Annotated in this window: 17 protein-coding genes; 6 read left to right on the forward strand and 11 right to left on the reverse strand. The window is 51.6% G+C overall.

Annotation, left to right across the window (positions count from 1 at the left end):
• Positions 1 to 109: 109 nt before the first annotated feature.
• On the forward strand, positions 110 to 271 hold the full coding sequence (locus AB3N39_RS12955; protein ID WP_367896776.1) for a hypothetical protein: 162 nt from the start codon (positions 110 to 112) through the stop codon (positions 269 to 271).
• Between the two features lie 149 nt (positions 272 to 420).
• The gene (locus tag AB3N39_RS12960; protein ID WP_008500345.1) at positions 421 to 645 is read left to right on the forward strand and encodes a DUF2594 family protein; all 225 of its coding nucleotides are present in this window, start codon (positions 421 to 423) and stop codon (positions 643 to 645) included.
• A 66-nt stretch (positions 646 to 711) separates the two neighbouring features.
• Here AB3N39_RS12960 and sdiA read toward each other — a convergent pair whose 3' ends face one another.
• The 9 genes from sdiA to AB3N39_RS13005 all read right to left on the reverse strand — a co-directional run bounded on the left by sdiA (position 712) and on the right by AB3N39_RS13005 (position 8,622).
• A complete protein-coding gene (sdiA, locus tag AB3N39_RS12965) occupies positions 712 to 1,434 on the reverse strand; it encodes a transcriptional regulator SdiA (RefSeq protein WP_133294718.1) in 723 nt (240 codons plus the stop codon).
• A 221-nt stretch (positions 1,435 to 1,655) separates the two neighbouring features.
• A complete protein-coding gene (gene tcyN / locus AB3N39_RS12970) occupies positions 1,656 to 2,408 on the reverse strand; it encodes an L-cystine ABC transporter ATP-binding protein TcyN (RefSeq protein ID WP_008500343.1) in 753 nt (250 codons plus the stop codon).
• Positions 2,405 to 3,073 (reverse strand): cystine ABC transporter permease, encoded by a 669-nt coding sequence (gene tcyL / locus AB3N39_RS12975; RefSeq protein WP_028013677.1) that lies wholly within the window; start codon positions 3,071 to 3,073, stop codon positions 2,405 to 2,407. Before tcyL ends, tcyN begins: the two co-directional genes overlap by 4 nt.
• 21 nt (positions 3,074 to 3,094) lie before the next feature.
• Positions 3,095 to 4,081 (reverse strand): D-cysteine desulfhydrase, encoded by a 987-nt coding sequence (dcyD, locus tag AB3N39_RS12980; protein ID WP_133294719.1) that lies wholly within the window; start codon positions 4,079 to 4,081, stop codon positions 3,095 to 3,097.
• A 106-nt stretch (positions 4,082 to 4,187) separates the two neighbouring features.
• Positions 4,188 to 4,988, reverse strand: a complete 801-nt coding sequence (gene tcyJ, locus AB3N39_RS12985) for a cystine ABC transporter substrate-binding protein (protein WP_023336163.1) — start codon at positions 4,986 to 4,988, stop codon at positions 4,188 to 4,190.
• An 86-nt stretch (positions 4,989 to 5,074) separates the two neighbouring features.
• Positions 5,075 to 5,626 (reverse strand): flagella biosynthesis regulatory protein FliZ, encoded by a 552-nt coding sequence (gene fliZ, locus AB3N39_RS12990; protein WP_008500339.1) that lies wholly within the window; start codon positions 5,624 to 5,626, stop codon positions 5,075 to 5,077.
• Between the two features lie 54 nt (positions 5,627 to 5,680).
• On the reverse strand, positions 5,681 to 6,400 hold the full coding sequence (locus AB3N39_RS12995) for an RNA polymerase sigma factor FliA (RefSeq protein WP_014170714.1): 720 nt from the start codon (positions 6,398 to 6,400) through the stop codon (positions 5,681 to 5,683).
• 129 nt (positions 6,401 to 6,529) lie between these two features.
• The gene (gene fliB / locus AB3N39_RS13000) at positions 6,530 to 7,789 is read right to left on the reverse strand and encodes a flagellin lysine-N-methylase (RefSeq protein WP_367896777.1); all 1,260 of its coding nucleotides are present in this window, start codon (positions 7,787 to 7,789) and stop codon (positions 6,530 to 6,532) included.
• An 8-nt stretch (positions 7,790 to 7,797) separates the two neighbouring features.
• Positions 7,798 to 8,622, reverse strand: coding sequence for a flagellin (locus tag AB3N39_RS13005; protein WP_088544828.1), 825 nt, complete (start codon positions 8,620 to 8,622; stop codon positions 7,798 to 7,800).
• Between the two features lie 401 nt (positions 8,623 to 9,023).
• Between AB3N39_RS13005 and fliD the strand changes: the two genes are divergently transcribed.
• The 4 genes from fliD to amyA are packed head-to-tail and all read left to right on the forward strand — an operon-like array spanning position 9,024 to position 12,793.
• Entirely contained in the window at positions 9,024 to 10,448 is a 1,425-nt protein-coding gene (gene fliD, locus AB3N39_RS13010) for a flagellar filament capping protein FliD (protein WP_133294722.1), read from the forward strand.
• Between the two features lie 21 nt (positions 10,449 to 10,469).
• Entirely contained in the window at positions 10,470 to 10,874 is a 405-nt protein-coding gene (gene fliS / locus AB3N39_RS13015; RefSeq protein ID WP_033145898.1) for a flagellar export chaperone FliS, read from the forward strand.
• A gap of 5 nt (positions 10,875 to 10,879) precedes the next feature.
• Complete coding sequence (gene fliT / locus AB3N39_RS13020; RefSeq protein WP_033145899.1) at positions 10,880 to 11,254, forward strand: flagella biosynthesis regulatory protein FliT; 375 nt, start codon at positions 10,880 to 10,882, stop codon at positions 11,252 to 11,254.
• A gap of 51 nt (positions 11,255 to 11,305) precedes the next feature.
• The gene (gene amyA, locus AB3N39_RS13025; protein ID WP_133295442.1) at positions 11,306 to 12,793 is read left to right on the forward strand and encodes an alpha-amylase; all 1,488 of its coding nucleotides are present in this window, start codon (positions 11,306 to 11,308) and stop codon (positions 12,791 to 12,793) included.
• A gap of 102 nt (positions 12,794 to 12,895) precedes the next feature.
• Here the strand turns inward: amyA and yedD are convergent, their stop codons facing one another.
• Both yedD and fliE read right to left on the reverse strand, forming a co-directional pair.
• Positions 12,896 to 13,309: a lipoprotein YedD gene (gene yedD, locus AB3N39_RS13030; protein WP_115875725.1), complete on the reverse strand. Its 414-nt coding sequence runs from the start codon at positions 13,307 to 13,309 to the stop codon at positions 12,896 to 12,898.
• A 74-nt stretch (positions 13,310 to 13,383) separates the two neighbouring features.
• Positions 13,384 to 13,698, reverse strand: coding sequence for a flagellar hook-basal body complex protein FliE (fliE, locus tag AB3N39_RS13035; protein WP_008500329.1), 315 nt, complete (start codon positions 13,696 to 13,698; stop codon positions 13,384 to 13,386).
• Between the last annotated feature and the right edge of the window lie 177 nt (positions 13,699 to 13,875).

The raw sequence follows: 13,875 nt of genomic DNA on the forward strand, positions 1-13,875 counted from the left end.
GGTTTATATTAACGGTTTTCCTCACAAGATTAAAACGTTAAAAAACCGGCTATTCGATTTTGCTCTCGTTTTTGGAAATTAGGCTGTACAGTCCGTGGAAAGAGAGACCATGCAGTCAGGGCTTTTGCAGCTTTTTTTAAGCATCTGTATTCAAAAAGTTACAAAAAACTTGCAGGCTTTTCCTGCAAAAAACAGATCTCAAATTTTTGTAACAATAATTAACGGCAAGCGAACCGGGCATAAACAATTAATAGCCTTTAACGGCGGTTAAGTTTACCGGTACGTTCTGTTTACGCAATTAAACATCCACGTAAAAGTACAAAAAACAACCACTGCATTTTTTGCTTCAGCTTGTGGTATACTCCGCCGCCTTGACTTTCGTCGTCGCGCTTTAGCGCCGTTTAATAATGAGGAAAATAAATGAGCACACCTGAATTTGCCACTGCGGAGAATAACCAGGAACTGGCACAGGAAGTAAACTGCCTGAAAGCATTGCTAACGTTGATGCTGCAGGCGATGGGCCAGGCTGATGCCGGTCGTGTGATCATTAAAATGGAAAAACAAATCGCGGAGATGGAAGACCAGGCTGAATCTGCGGTATTTGCTAACACCGTTAAGCAAATCAAACAAGCCTACCGCCAGTAACAAAAAACGGCTGGATGCAGTGCATTCAGCCGTTCCCTCGTCTGTCACGCAGAACGTATTATCCTGTCAGATCAGCCCCGTTGCCGCCGCGTAACACGCAATCTGGGTTTTGTTAGGCGCATTGAATTTCTTCTGCATATTTTTCTGATGGAAGTTAACGGTATTCTCTGAGATAGAGAGAATGATCGCTATTTCCGCTGACGTCTTCCCTTCCGCAGTCCATTTCAGAATTTCGCGCTCGCGTTTACTGAATTTCATTTCTGGCGGCATGACCATCTCATCTTCAAAACGCGTCAGAGAGGTTAAAGCCATTTGCACCAGCATTTGCAACCGCAGTTCTATTTCCTCATGGGCAAATGGCCCTTCCTTAAGACTCGTACGAGATACTGACAGGAAGCCAAGCGCGTGGTTAGGCAGCATCAGGCACTGCGTTATTCCCGCGCGTAAACCGTGGTCCTGGGCGCTATGCCATAATTCCTGCGCCTCGGCAAATAATGCGTCTGTCCAGGGTAGATGACCCTGGATGAAATTTTCCGCTTTTAAAACCGGATCGATAGCGAAATAGTTCGCGGAATGATATTGCGCCATCCACGGCTTTGGATAAGTAGTCTGCAAAGAGATTTTAGGGCGCGTAAAGGGCACGGGATGCCGCACGCAGAGCGCGTAATAATCGAATTCCAGCGCCTGAGTTTGCCGCTCTAGCTCCTGATATACCTCATCGGTACTCGTCAATTGCTGAAACCGGAGTGAGCAGTCCCGTCGCCAGTTGAAAAAGTCTGAATCCTTCATACTTACTAAATGAAGCCTCTGAAAAGATAATCATTATTATGGTGAATATAAACTAACACATAAAACTTTTTTCTAACTGCAAAATATCGGCAATAGCCCAATTAACTTTAGTATTCATAAGGTTTATCCGAGCTGGGCGGAATAAAAAATCAAAGGACGGCGCCCGTAGGGAGAATAATTTGCTCCAGCCTAAATTTCTGGAGCAAATTAGTGCATAAATGCTACTGCATGAGGAATTTTTCAAGGAACTGACGGGTTCGCGGCTGTTGAGGATTGGCGAACAGACTTTTCGCCGGCCCCTGCTCAACAATCCGACCCTGATCCATGAAGATGGCTCTGTCAGCAACATCGCGTGCAAAGCTCATTTCATGCGTTACGATCACCATCGTCCTTTTTTCCTGCGCCAGCTGGCGAATGGTGTTCAGCACTTCACCCACCAGTTCAGGATCGAGCGCGGAGGTCGGTTCATCAAACAGGATCACGTCAGGACGCATCGCCAGCGCGCGCGCTATCGCCACGCGCTGCTGTTGGCCGCCCGACAGACGGCGCGGATAGCTGGTCTCTTTTCCCGCCAGCCCGACTTTGGCGAGCAGTTCGCGCGCGCGCGCCGTCGCCTCCTCTTTTGGCTCACCTTTAACGATAACCGGCCCTTCGATAATGTTCTCCAGCACCGTACGGTGCGGGAAGAGATTAAAGTTCTGGAAAACGAAACCGACATGCTGACGCAGGCGGCGAATTAAACCTTTCTGCTGGCTGATTGATTTCCCTGTATCAATCGTTATCTCGCCTACCCGGATGGTGCCGCCTTCCGGCTGTTCAAGCAGGTTAATGCTGCGCAGCAGCGTCGTCTTTCCCGAACCGCTCGGTCCGATAATCGCCACCACTTCCCCCTGCTCTACTTCCAGATCGATCCCGTGGAGCACCGTTTGACCGTGGAATTTTTTCACCAGGTTTTTGACGTCGATAGCACTCATTTTGGATCACGCTCCTGGCGGTTAAGCTGGTTTTCGAAGTAGTTTTGCAGAGCAGACAGTACCGTCGCCATCACCCAGTAAATTAGCGAGGCGGCCAGATACATGGTAAAGACTTCAAGCGTGCGCGAAGTAATAAGCTGTGCCTGACGGAAAAGTTCCGGAACCTGAATCGTTGCTGCCAGGGAAGTATCTTTCACCAGGCTAATAAAGCTGTTGCTGAGCGGCGGTAGCGCCACGCGCGCCGCCTGAGGCAGAATGGCCCGGCGCAGCGTCTGCCATGGCGTCATCCCGATACTGGCCGCCGCTTCCCACTGCCCTTTGTCAATGGAGGAGATGGCCGCACGCAGGGTTTCAGAGGTGTACGCCGCGGTATTGAGAGACAGACCAATCATCGCTGCCGGAATCGGATCCAGCTCGATACCAAACTGCGGCAAGCCGTAGTAGATCATAAAGAGCTGGGCGATGAGCGGCGTACCGCGAAACACGGAGATATAAAAACGCGCCAGCCAGCGCACCGGCAGGATGGGCGACATGCGCATTAAGGCCAGCACAAATCCCAGAACCAGCCCAAAGAACATCCCGCCGATACTGAGCTGTAACGTAAATACCGCACCTTTCAGCAGAAACGGCAGAGAATCAATAACCAGTTGAATACTTTCTTGCATTATTATTTTTCGACCTGATTTTTAGACATGAGGATGGTAGGCAAACAGAGCAGGCGCCCCGCCGGTATGGACAAATAAAATCGGCCCTTCATCCTTAAAGCGTTTCTGCGCAATGCCGTCAATCAGTCCGGCCATCGCTTTGCCGGTATAGACCGGATCGAGCAGTATGCCCTCGAGGCGCGCCAGCAGCTTCACCGCTTCCATGCCCTCTTCGTTAGGCGTACCGTAACCCGGCGCAAAATAGTCATCCCAGAGCAGAATATCGGCCTTTGCCTTCAGCTCCAGCTGCTCTGCGACCGCCTGCTGTAGCGTAACCACTTTTGGCTTTTGATCCGCGACGCTGCGGGACACCGTCACCCCAATAAGCTCGACGTCCGGCAGCAGTTGTTCGAGCCCCACCGCCAGCCCGGCATGCGTGCCCGCGCTTCCGGACGCGACAACCACGGAGGAGAGGCTCACTGCGCCCTCGCACTGCTGCGCAATTTCCAGCGCACTTTCCACATACCCCAGCGCGCCCAGCGCGTTCGAACCGCCGACAGGAATAACGTAGGGGCGGAACCCCTGCGCTTCCAGACGCGTCGCCAGCTCGTCGAGCTGGGCGGCCGGATCGGTCAACGCATCCACCATTTCTACCTGCACATTAAACAGATCCAGCAGCAGACGGTTACCGTTGGTGAGATAGTTTTCTGCCAGCGTGCCAATCGGGTTTTCCAGCAATGCCACGCAGTGGAGCCCAAGCTTTGCCGCCACGGCCGCCGTCTGGCGAACGTGGTTGGACTGGATGGCCCCGGCAGTAATGAGCGTATCCGCGCCTTCGCGCAGGGCGTCAGCAGCCAGAAACTCCAGCTTGCGCAGCTTGTTGCCCCCCATCGCCATCGGCGTCACGTCATCACGCTTAATAAAAATATCGCGCCCTAAATAATCAGAAAATCGCGGCAGGTACTCCAGCGGCGTCGGCGCGCCGATGAACTCCAGGCGGGGAAAGCGCGTTAAATTCTGTAGTGACATGGGTTCTCCGGTAACTCTGACAAAATGTGATATTTTTCATTATGCACGCAGACGCGAAAGAAATAAAAAAGGCGCTTTTAAAAGCGCCTTTTTTTACGGCAGAAACTTATTTCGTGACGTCTGCACCGAACCACTTCTCGGAGAGCGCTTTCAGGCTACCGTCTTTTTGCATGTCAGCAATCGCTGAATCAATCGCTTTAACCAGGTCTTCGTTACCTTTACGAACGGCAACGCCTGATTCCTGACGAGAGAACGCATCACCCGCTACCGCCAGGGTATTGTTGGTTTTCTTCACCAGATCCAGCGCGGCCAGGCGGTCAACCAGAATGGCGTCGATACGGCCCACGCGCAGATCCTGGTATTTCGTCGGGTCGTCATCATAGGTGCGGATATCAACGCCCTGCACGTTCTGGCGCAGCCACTCTTCATAGTTAGTACCCAGACCAACACCGACTTTCTTCCCTTTCAGGTCCGCGGCAGTTTTAATTCCGCCTTCGTTGCCTTTCTTCACCAGCGCCTGAATACCGGACACGGTGTACGGCGTAGAGAAGTCATATTTCTTCTTACGCTCGTCAGAAATGGTCACCTGATTGATCACCACATCAATACGTTTGGAATCCAGCGACGCCAGCATACCGTCCCACTTGGTCGGTTTCAGGGACGCTTTCACGCCGAGGTGCTTCGCCAGCTCTTCAGCAAACTCCACTTCAAAACCGGTCAGCTTACCGTCATCGCCCTGGAAGCTGAACGGAGGATAGGTTCCTTCCAGCCCGACCAGCAGCGTACCGCGCTCTTTTACTTTATTCAGCAGGTTTTCTGCGGCGAACGTTTTCACGCTCATGCCCGCAACCAGCGCAACGGCCATAACACCCATCAGCGCCTGACGACCCAGAAGTGCAAATTTCATAAATACCCCGATATAGTGGAATTTTTACGTAGTGTAGAGAAATCGCCTGCAACGTCAAAGGCGACTGCGCTACATCTTATTCTTTTTTAATATATATCAGAAGTTGTTCCGGCGTGGGCTTTCTGCTTTATGGCACCCGGCATTTGTACCTTGTATTGCGCATACTTGCGCAGCGCAATTCGGTAGTTGTTGGTGCTGGTCGCAGGCAGCCACGGCTCAAGATTTTCATCCAGATAACCGGTTTTCAGCAGATCGCGAGAAATATTGTTTACGGTCAGATGTTGCCCAAGGCGGCGCAGGCGAACGACATATTCGCGAACGGTGCCGTGGCTCATCTCCGTTTGTTCAAACAGGAACTGTTTGAAGCCGATAATATCGAAGAAGTCGCTTTGCTCTTTGCAGTGGAGATCCCCACAGAAACGGCAAAGCGCCACCCACTCTTTTTGCTCTTCGAGCCATGCTGCTTCGTCCATCAACGTGTCGAGACGCGAAATCGCAATCTTATTGACGATTTCGCCCCGGCGAACCAGCGTGATACGATCGAGTAACTTGTTACAGTGGGCGCAATGCGTCTGGCTGTGTTTAAAGTCTTTCAGGTAGCGGCTTAAAGGCCGTCTTTTAGATTGCTGCACCGTCATGATAACTCCTGGTTGTCAATACGTTGTGCGGCATTTTTAAGGTGAATCAATCACCTATAACTTACCCAGCTTGGTTCGTAAGCGTTTAATGGCCTGGCTGTGCAGCTGGCTCACCCGCGACTCTCCCACCTCCAGAACAGCGCCAATCTCTTTGAGGTTAAGCTCTTCCTGGTAATAAAGGGTCAATACCAGCTGTTCGCGTTCAGGCAGAGCTTCAATAGCCTCCATGACGCGCTGGCGTAAATTCCCTTCCATTAAATGGTGTAACGGGTTCTCCTGCTGGTGCTCGTCCGTCACCAGCTCGATGCTATCGCCATGCTCTTCGCGCCACTCATCATAAGAGAAGAGTTGGCTATTATTGGTATCGAGCAACATCTGACGATACTCTTCAACAGCAATGCCAAGACGTTCCGCCACTTCGGTTTCCGTTGCGTTACGTCCCAGTTCCTGTTCCAGCTGCCCCATCGCATGCGCCACTTCGCGCGCGTTGCGGCGAACACTACGCGGCACCCAGTCGCGGCTGCGCAGCTCGTCCAGCATCGCACCACGAATACGCTGAACTGCGTAAGTCGTAAATGCCGTTCCTTGCAGAGCGTCGTATCGGTCAACTGCATTCAATAACCCGATACCGCCCGCCTGTAGCAGATCGTCGAGTTCCACGCTCGCCGGCAAGCGCACCTGGAGGCGCAATGCTTCGTGACGCACCAGCGGGACATAACGCTGCCACAGCGAGTGTTTATCCATTACACCTTCAGCGGTATAGAGTGAATTCACGATAAACAGCCCTGCGTTAGTTGAGTTATCGGCATGATTATCCGATTCTGCAGGGCGTTCAATTGGATGAAAAAGGGGGATAAAGTGAGGTTATTCTGAGGTTGCCCACAACAGGGGCAACTTTTCTGTCTAAATTAACAGTTGTAACAATGAAAGATCGTCGCCCAGTTTGACGCTATCTATATGTTGATGAAAGAGCTTTCCTGCTTCCTGATTATGCTGGCTAAGGGAGTGGAAGCTGTAAATAACATCAATGATATTATCTTGTTCAATTTTCCCCGCCACGAGTGCCTGACCGGCAAGTAACGTTTTAAGGAAATAGAACTCCGCAACGATTAAATAAAGGTTATTCAACATGCTGCGGCCGTTGTTCTGCGGGAAGCCCTGCTCCCACAGTTTGTATTTAAAAAAGTTCTTGAATAAATGGTCATTGGTCGCCAGATAACTGCCCGCCACATCGCGCCAGACGGACTCGATGTTTTCCATGACCTTCTCTGCCGGCACGCTGTCACCCGCAGACTCAAATTGTTGATAAAGCTGGGTAAAATAACGGTTTAATACCGCACCGCCGCGGGCTGTTACTTTCTTCGTGAAGTAGCTCTGGATGAGCGAAATTAACGCGAACTTCAGGCTATAGTTCTGATTAAAGCCGCCTAATTCCGTTTTGATTTTACCGCTCACCAGTTCGTTAACCAGTGAGAAATAGACCGTTTCGAGCGTGCCGATATTCTCTGCGATATTATCGAGCTTTTCCGCCACCATGAGGAATTTCACTACGGCGTAAACCTGTTCTTCAACGCTGACGCCCTCAACGCTGAAAATATTCTGGCAGAAGAGATTGATGACCTTGGCCTTCAAATCAATCATCGGCGCATTATTGACGTCCTGCTGAACAATGACAGATTCCATCAACGACATAGACTCCCGATCGTTCAACAGAAGTCGGGTCACTTCCGGACACGACAGGTTCAGCGATTTTTCGATTTCATTTTTATAGACCCGGCTTGTCCGTGGAAATGTCGAACAGGTTGGGCTTAAGGCCTGGACGCCCATGGCGCCATGAACAGAACAGAGTTTTTCCGTATCCATAAACGGACAGTTTTTACTTTCCGTATGGAAAATCACTTCCCCCCAGTGGTCATAGTTTTTTTTGGTGACTTTTATCGCCGTTTTCGCCGTCTGACGAATCGCGGCATTTTTACTGTTCAGATAGCGATTAACGGAGGATTTATCAAACGCGATGGTCCAGCCCTGGCAACAATGTTCACGGCATTCCCCACCGACACATGAAAAATCTGCGACCAGCTTTGGTTGAGTGACACTGATTTGTTTCACAGGCGGATTCTCAAATAGCAGAGATAAAAAAACCCCGCCGAAGCGGGGTTTCACGCGTAAAATTAACGCAGCAGAGACAGAACGGTCTGTGGAACCTGGTTTGCCTGAGACAGAACAGAAGTACCAGCCTGCTGCAGGATCTGCGCGCGGGACATGTTGGAAACTTCAGTTGCGTAGTCAGCGTCCTGGATACGGGACTGAGCAGCAGACAGGTTGTTAGAGGTGTTGTTCAGGTTGTTGATTGCAGAAGTGAAGCGGTTCTGCACAGCACCCAGACCTGAACGTGCTTTATCAACTTTAGCGATAGCTGCGTCGATGGTGCTCAGGTCGGTAGCGGTCATCGTTTTCAGGTCGATTGCGTTCACGCCCAGGGTAGTGGTGTCAGCTTTAGCACCGCTCAGGTCCAGATCGATGGTGTCGCCATCGTTAACGCCAACCTGAATTTTAACCACGCCAGCTGCACCAGCAGAACCGTCCAGCAGTTTGATGCCGTTGAAATCAGTTTTGCCCGCAACGCGGTTGATTTCAGCCAGACGAGCGGTAACTTCATCCTGCAGAGAAGCCAGGTCAGAGGTGCTGTTGGTGCCGTTGCTTGCCTGAACAGCCAGTTCACGAACGCGCTGCAGGTTGTTGTTGATTTCGTTCAGAGAGCCTTCAGCAGTCTGCGCCATGGAGATACCGTCGTTGGCGTTACGCGCAGCCTGGTTCATACCTTTAATCTGAGCGGTCATGCGGTTTGCAATCGCCTGGCCAGCAGCATCGTCTTTCGCGCTGTTAATACGCAGACCGGAAGACAGACGCTCGATAGCAGTGCCCAGAGAAGACTGAGATTTGTTCAGGTTGTTCTGAGTGGTCAGGGACAACAGGTTAGTATTGATAACTGCCATAATTTTCTTTCCTTCAAAAATTGGGTTTTAGGTCCGGTGCCTAACACTCACAGCGTCTCTCACCGTCAACAAGGTTATCGACGGGTCCCCAAAAGACTTTAGAATCAATTTTGAAAAAATTACAACCAATTGATTATTAAGGGTTTTATTTTTAAAAAATCAATTAAGGTCCAACAGAGCGTTATTATTTATGCTTTTTTAACGCGCAAAGAGATGACTAAAAAGGCACACACTTATTCGTGTTTTCAAAGCGCAGATAATGATCCTAAAGTGCAATCCTTTCATTTACCCCGCCAGGACGTGCCTATTCTTTGGATTATTTTTTTCTCACCATCGTAAACTTTTACGTTAAGAGGCCGATAAGAGTCCTGAACTACTTTCGTATTTTAAGGAAAATATGCATGGCTACTATCAGTAACCTCGGGATAGGTTCTGCAGGACTCGGGGATTTATATAATCAGTTGGATGCAGCAGAAAGAACCAAGCTGACGACGATTACTTCCCAGCAATCAACGTATAACGCACAGTTAAGCGCTTACGGCAAACTGCAGAGCGCCATGACATCGCTGCAGACTGCCACCGCTGCGCTGGGTAAAGCAACCACCTGGAACTCAACGTCCGTTAGCAGCACCAACACGGCCTTTACCGCCACGACAACGGCTGACGCATCTGTCGGTTCCTTTGTTGTAAACGTCAACCAGGTTGCCAAGGCACAGGCACTGACTACCGGCTCCTATGCAAACAACACGGATTTGCTGGGCGATACGACAGGTACGACGCGTAAAATCACCATCACCCAGCCGGGCACGAAAACGCCTTTAGAGGTCACCCTGGCGGATGGCGATACGTCTCTGGCCGGGATCGCGAGCGCCATTAATAAAGCGAACGGCAACGTCACCGCCAGCGTCATTAAAGCGAAAGACGGTGATTATCGCCTGATGCTGTCATCTAAAACCACCGGTACGGATGGTGCGATGACGGTAAGCGTCACTGGCGACGCCAAGCTGCAAAGCGCCATTGGCTACGATTCCGCCACCAAAACGGGCGCGCTGACGGTGAACACCGACGCGCAGAACGCGATTGTGGTAGTGAACAACATCTCCATCGAGCGCCAGTCGAATACCATTACCGATGCCCTGCCTGGCGTGACTTTCTCGCTGAAAGCAGAAAGCAAGGCAGATGAAACATTAGAGGTGACTCGCGCAACGGATGCTAACCAGAAAGCGATCACGGACTGGGTCACGGCGTATAACTCGCTGCAGTCCACCATTAACAGCCTGACGAAATATGTTCCGGTTGATGCTGGCTCCGGCAGCCAGTCAGCCAGCAACGGGGCACTTGTTGGTGATGCGAACGTGCGCGGGATCCAGTCTCAGCTGCGCGGTCTGCTGACCGAAGTGCAGAGCGGCTCGGTACAGATCATGGCCCAGCTGGGGATTACCCAGGACCCGGTAAAAGGTTCTGACGGTACCGTCGGTAACCTGAAAGTCGATACCGATAAGCTGAAAAAAGCGCTGACCGATAACCCGAACGCCGTACAGCAGTATTTTGTCGGTGACGGAAAGAAAACCGGTATGGCCACCCAGATGAACAACACGCTGACCACCATGCTCAGCACCAGTACCGGCAGCGCCGGGGTGATCCAGAACGCGAAAGACGGGATCAACAAAACGCTAAAAACGCTGGGTGAGCGTTACGATGCTATGGAAGCCACTATTGATGCCACCATGGCGCGTTACAAAACCCAGTTCACCAGTCTGGACGTATTAGTCACCAAAATGACCAATACAGCCAACTACCTGACCCAACAGTTCTCACAAAAGTAGTCGTAGCCTTCAGGAGTGGATATGTATAAGACCTCTGGTGTTCAATCCTATCAGCAGATAGGAGTCGAAAGTGCAGTCATGAATGCCAGTCCACACCAGCTGATTGTCATGTTATTCGACGGGGCGCATAGCGCCCTTGTTCGCGCGCGTTTGTTCATGGAAGCCGGACAAATTCGTGAGAAAGGCGAAGCGTTAACGAAAGCCATCAACATCATCGACAACGGTTTAAAAGCAGGACTGAACATGGAGGTTGAGAGCGAGTTGTCCGGTAATCTTGCCTCCTTGTACGAATATATGGTTCGACGTTTGTTGCTGGCAAATGTCAGTAACGACGTAGACGCAATTGTTGAAGTCGAGGGTTTATTAAACAACATTGCGGATGCGTGGAAGCAAATCGGCCCCAATGCGTCCTCTATTTCAGGATAATTTTGATGAATAATCCCAGCGCAGCGCTTAGCCACTGGCAGGCGTTACATGCTCAGAGCATTGCTATGCTCAATCTCGCACATTCTGGTCAATGGGATGCGCTTATCGAGCAGGAAATGCATTACGTTCAACTGGTGGAAAAAATTTCGCAAACGCCCATCATGTCATGCCCTCCGGCTCAGGTTGAGCAAGCGCGTGCGCTGCTGGAAATGATCCTTGAAAATGAGAATGCGCTAAAGGCTCTGCTGAAAGTCCGGATGGACGAACTGCGTAATCTGATTGATCAAACCGGTAAACAGCAATCCATCACGTCTACCTATGGAAAGCTGTCCGGGAATATTCTTTATCCAGAAAGTTTGACCCGCGACACACAACTATGATTTCTTCATCCATACTCCAGAAGTCTGCCAATGGCTTCTGGAGCAAGGATGATGAAAAACCCCACCCTGTTACAATGTTTTCACTGGTACTACCCTGCTGGCGGTGAATTGTGGCGAGAGGTCACGGCGTTAGCTCCCAATCTTAACGAAATCGGCATCAACATGATCTGGCTGCCGCCCGCCTGTAAAGGGGCATCCGGCGGGTATTCTGTCGGCTATGACACCTATGACCTGTTCGATCTGGGCGAGTTTGACCAGAAAGGCAGTATCGCCACCAAATATGGCGACAAAGCACAGCTGCTGGAGGCCATTGATGCCCTCAAGAGCAACGACATTGCCGTGCTGCTGGACGTGGTGGTCAACCACAAAATGGGCGCCGATGAAAAAGAGCCCGTGCGCGTTCAGCGCGTGAACGAGCAGGACCGCACGCAAATCGATGACGAGGTCATCGAGTGTGAAGCCTGGACCCGCTACACCTTCCCTGCCCGCGCCGGGCAGTATTCGCAGTTTATCTGGGACTACAAATGCTTCAGCGGCGTCGACCACATTGAAAACCCCGATGAAGACGGCATCTTTAAAATCGTCAACGACTACACTGGCGAAGGCTGGAACGATCAGGTTGATGATGAGATGGGCAACTTCGATTACCTGATGGGCGAAAATATCGACTTTCGCAACCACGCCGTGACCGAGGAGATCAAATACTGGGCCCGCTGGGTCATGGAACAGACGCGCTGCGACGGTTTTCGTCTGGACGCCGTCAAGCATATTCCCGCCTGGTTCTACAAAGAGTGGATTGAGCACGTCCAGGAAGTTGCCGACCAGCCGCTGTTTATCGTGGCGGAATACTGGTCCCATGAGGTGGATAAACTTCAGGCCTATATTGACCAGGTCGAAGGCAAAACCATGCTGTTTGATGCCCCCCTGCAGATGAAATTCCACGAGGCGTCACGTCAGGGCCGGGATTACGACATGAGCCAAATCTTCACCGGTACCCTGGTGGAAGCCGATCCGTTTCATGCGGTCACCCTCGTCGCGAACCACGATACTCAGCCTCTGCAGGCGCTGGAAGCGCCGGTCGAAGCCTGGTTTAAGCCGCTGGCCTACGCGCTGATCCTGCTGCGGGAAAATGGCGTGCCGAGCGTCTTTTATCCGGATCTCTTCGGCGCCAGCTATGACGACGCGGGAGGTGACGGTGAAACGTACCATATTGATATGCCGGTCATTGAGCAGCTTCACGAGCTGATCCTCGCGCGCCAGCGTTTTGCCCACGGCGTGCAAACGCTGTTTTTCGACCATCCAAACTGCATCGCCTTCAGCCGCAGCGGTACGGAAGACGATCCCGGCTGCGTGGTGGTGCTGTCGAACGGGGACGATGGTGAAAAAGTAATTTGTCTTGGAGAAAACTACGGCAACAAAACGTGGCGGGATTTTCTCGGCAATCGCGAAGAAACCATCACCACGGCGGCGGATGGCGAAGGGACGTTTACATGCAAAGGCGGAAGCGTGAGCGTGTGGGTAATAGAGGAAGCGCTGTAGAACGGGAAACGTGCGGCCTGATGCCCTCACCCCGTCCCTCTCCCACAGGGAGAGGGCGCAAACACCAAAAACGGCAACGATGTTGCCGTTTTGCTTTTACCCTTAGGGCAGCTTACTCTCCAGCGGATTCTTGCTCAGGTAATCGGCACACTCAACCGTTGGGCGATCGACCTTCTGCAGCTCCAGCCCGTCGTACTCAAGCGTCGAGCCATCGCGCTCCAGCGGATAGATATCCAGCTTACGCGTCACGTTGTAATAACTGTCTGAACGCAGCATGATTTTACCCGGCACGGCAATCACGCGCTGCCACTGACGGCAATCCAGCGTATCGCCCTCCTCCGTCACCACCAGCGTGGCAATCGCCTTCGGGCTGACCATGTTGCTCTGCGGACCTTTCGACTGCCAGTATCCCGCCAGCTGCGCCGGGACAGGATGCTTGATCACGTCTTTATAATTATCGACCTGAACGCACCCGGTCAGTGCCAGCAGCGCGCCAGCAATTGCTATTTTTTTCATCATCTTTCCTGCATTCGAAGAAAAAAATATTGTGGCATTAAAGCGCTGCGGCTGCCAGCGGAGATCGACAGGTCTTAAACCTGCATCCCCATCACTTCCTGATAGGCCGACACCAGCTTATTACGCACCTGGATCCCCATCTGCAGGGAAACCGAGGCTTTTTGCAAATCGGTCATCACATCATTCAACGCCACGCCCGGCTCGCCGAGGGTGAACTTCTCGGCCTGAGTGCGCGCAGCGGTCTGGGTATCACTGATACGGTCAAGAGCGGCATGCAGTTGCCCTGCGAAGCTGATGCTCGGCTGCTGATCTGCCACATTCTGATTACGGGCCGTCATTGCCGTTGCCTGCAGCTGACTGATTACCCCTTCAATGCCCTGTATAGCCATGACTCTCCCCTGGATGGTTTTTTACGCGGTCAAGACTAACAGCTTGTCAATAAGATAATGGCGGTAAATAGCATGAAAAAACCAGGTTATTTGACGCATAGAAAATCACGAATCATCAAATAATGGCAGGGCCATCAATATGGAACTTTTGTCGTGTTTGCCGACCCGGGAGTCAGT

Source organism: Enterobacter vonholyi, assembly GCF_040834095.1.
Classification (GTDB): Bacteria; Pseudomonadota; Gammaproteobacteria; order Enterobacterales; family Enterobacteriaceae; genus Enterobacter; species Enterobacter vonholyi.

Excerpts from the sequence above, each read along its gene's own strand:
- AB3N39_RS12955 (WP_367896776.1), top strand. The coding sequence starts at position 110 with ATGCAGTCAGGGCTTTTGCAGCTTTTTTTAAGCATCTGTATTCAAAAA.
- AB3N39_RS12960 (WP_008500345.1), top strand. The coding sequence starts at position 421 with ATGAGCACACCTGAATTTGCCACTGCGGAGAATAACCAGGAACTGGCA.
- sdiA (WP_133294718.1), bottom strand. The coding sequence starts at position 1,434 with ATGAAGGATTCAGACTTTTTCAACTGGCGACGGGACTGCTCACTCCGG.
- tcyN (WP_008500343.1), bottom strand. The coding sequence starts at position 2,408 with ATGAGTGCTATCGACGTCAAAAACCTGGTGAAAAAATTCCACGGTCAA.
- tcyL (WP_028013677.1), bottom strand. The coding sequence starts at position 3,073 with ATGCAAGAAAGTATTCAACTGGTTATTGATTCTCTGCCGTTTCTGCTG.
- dcyD (WP_133294719.1), bottom strand. The coding sequence starts at position 4,081 with ATGTCACTACAGAATTTAACGCGCTTTCCCCGCCTGGAGTTCATCGGC.
- tcyJ (WP_023336163.1), bottom strand. The coding sequence starts at position 4,988 with ATGAAATTTGCACTTCTGGGTCGTCAGGCGCTGATGGGTGTTATGGCC.
- fliZ (WP_008500339.1), bottom strand. The coding sequence starts at position 5,626 with ATGACGGTGCAGCAATCTAAAAGACGGCCTTTAAGCCGCTACCTGAAA.
- AB3N39_RS13005 (WP_088544828.1), bottom strand. The coding sequence starts at position 8,622 with ATGGCAGTTATCAATACTAACCTGTTGTCCCTGACCACTCAGAACAAC.
- fliD (WP_133294722.1), top strand. The coding sequence starts at position 9,024 with ATGGCTACTATCAGTAACCTCGGGATAGGTTCTGCAGGACTCGGGGAT.
- fliS (WP_033145898.1), top strand. The coding sequence starts at position 10,470 with ATGTATAAGACCTCTGGTGTTCAATCCTATCAGCAGATAGGAGTCGAA.
- fliT (WP_033145899.1), top strand. The coding sequence starts at position 10,880 with ATGAATAATCCCAGCGCAGCGCTTAGCCACTGGCAGGCGTTACATGCT.
- amyA (WP_133295442.1), top strand. The coding sequence starts at position 11,306 with ATGAAAAACCCCACCCTGTTACAATGTTTTCACTGGTACTACCCTGCT.
- yedD (WP_115875725.1), bottom strand. The coding sequence starts at position 13,309 with ATGAAAAAAATAGCAATTGCTGGCGCGCTGCTGGCACTGACCGGGTGC.
- fliE (WP_008500329.1), bottom strand. The coding sequence starts at position 13,698 with ATGGCTATACAGGGCATTGAAGGGGTAATCAGTCAGCTGCAGGCAACG.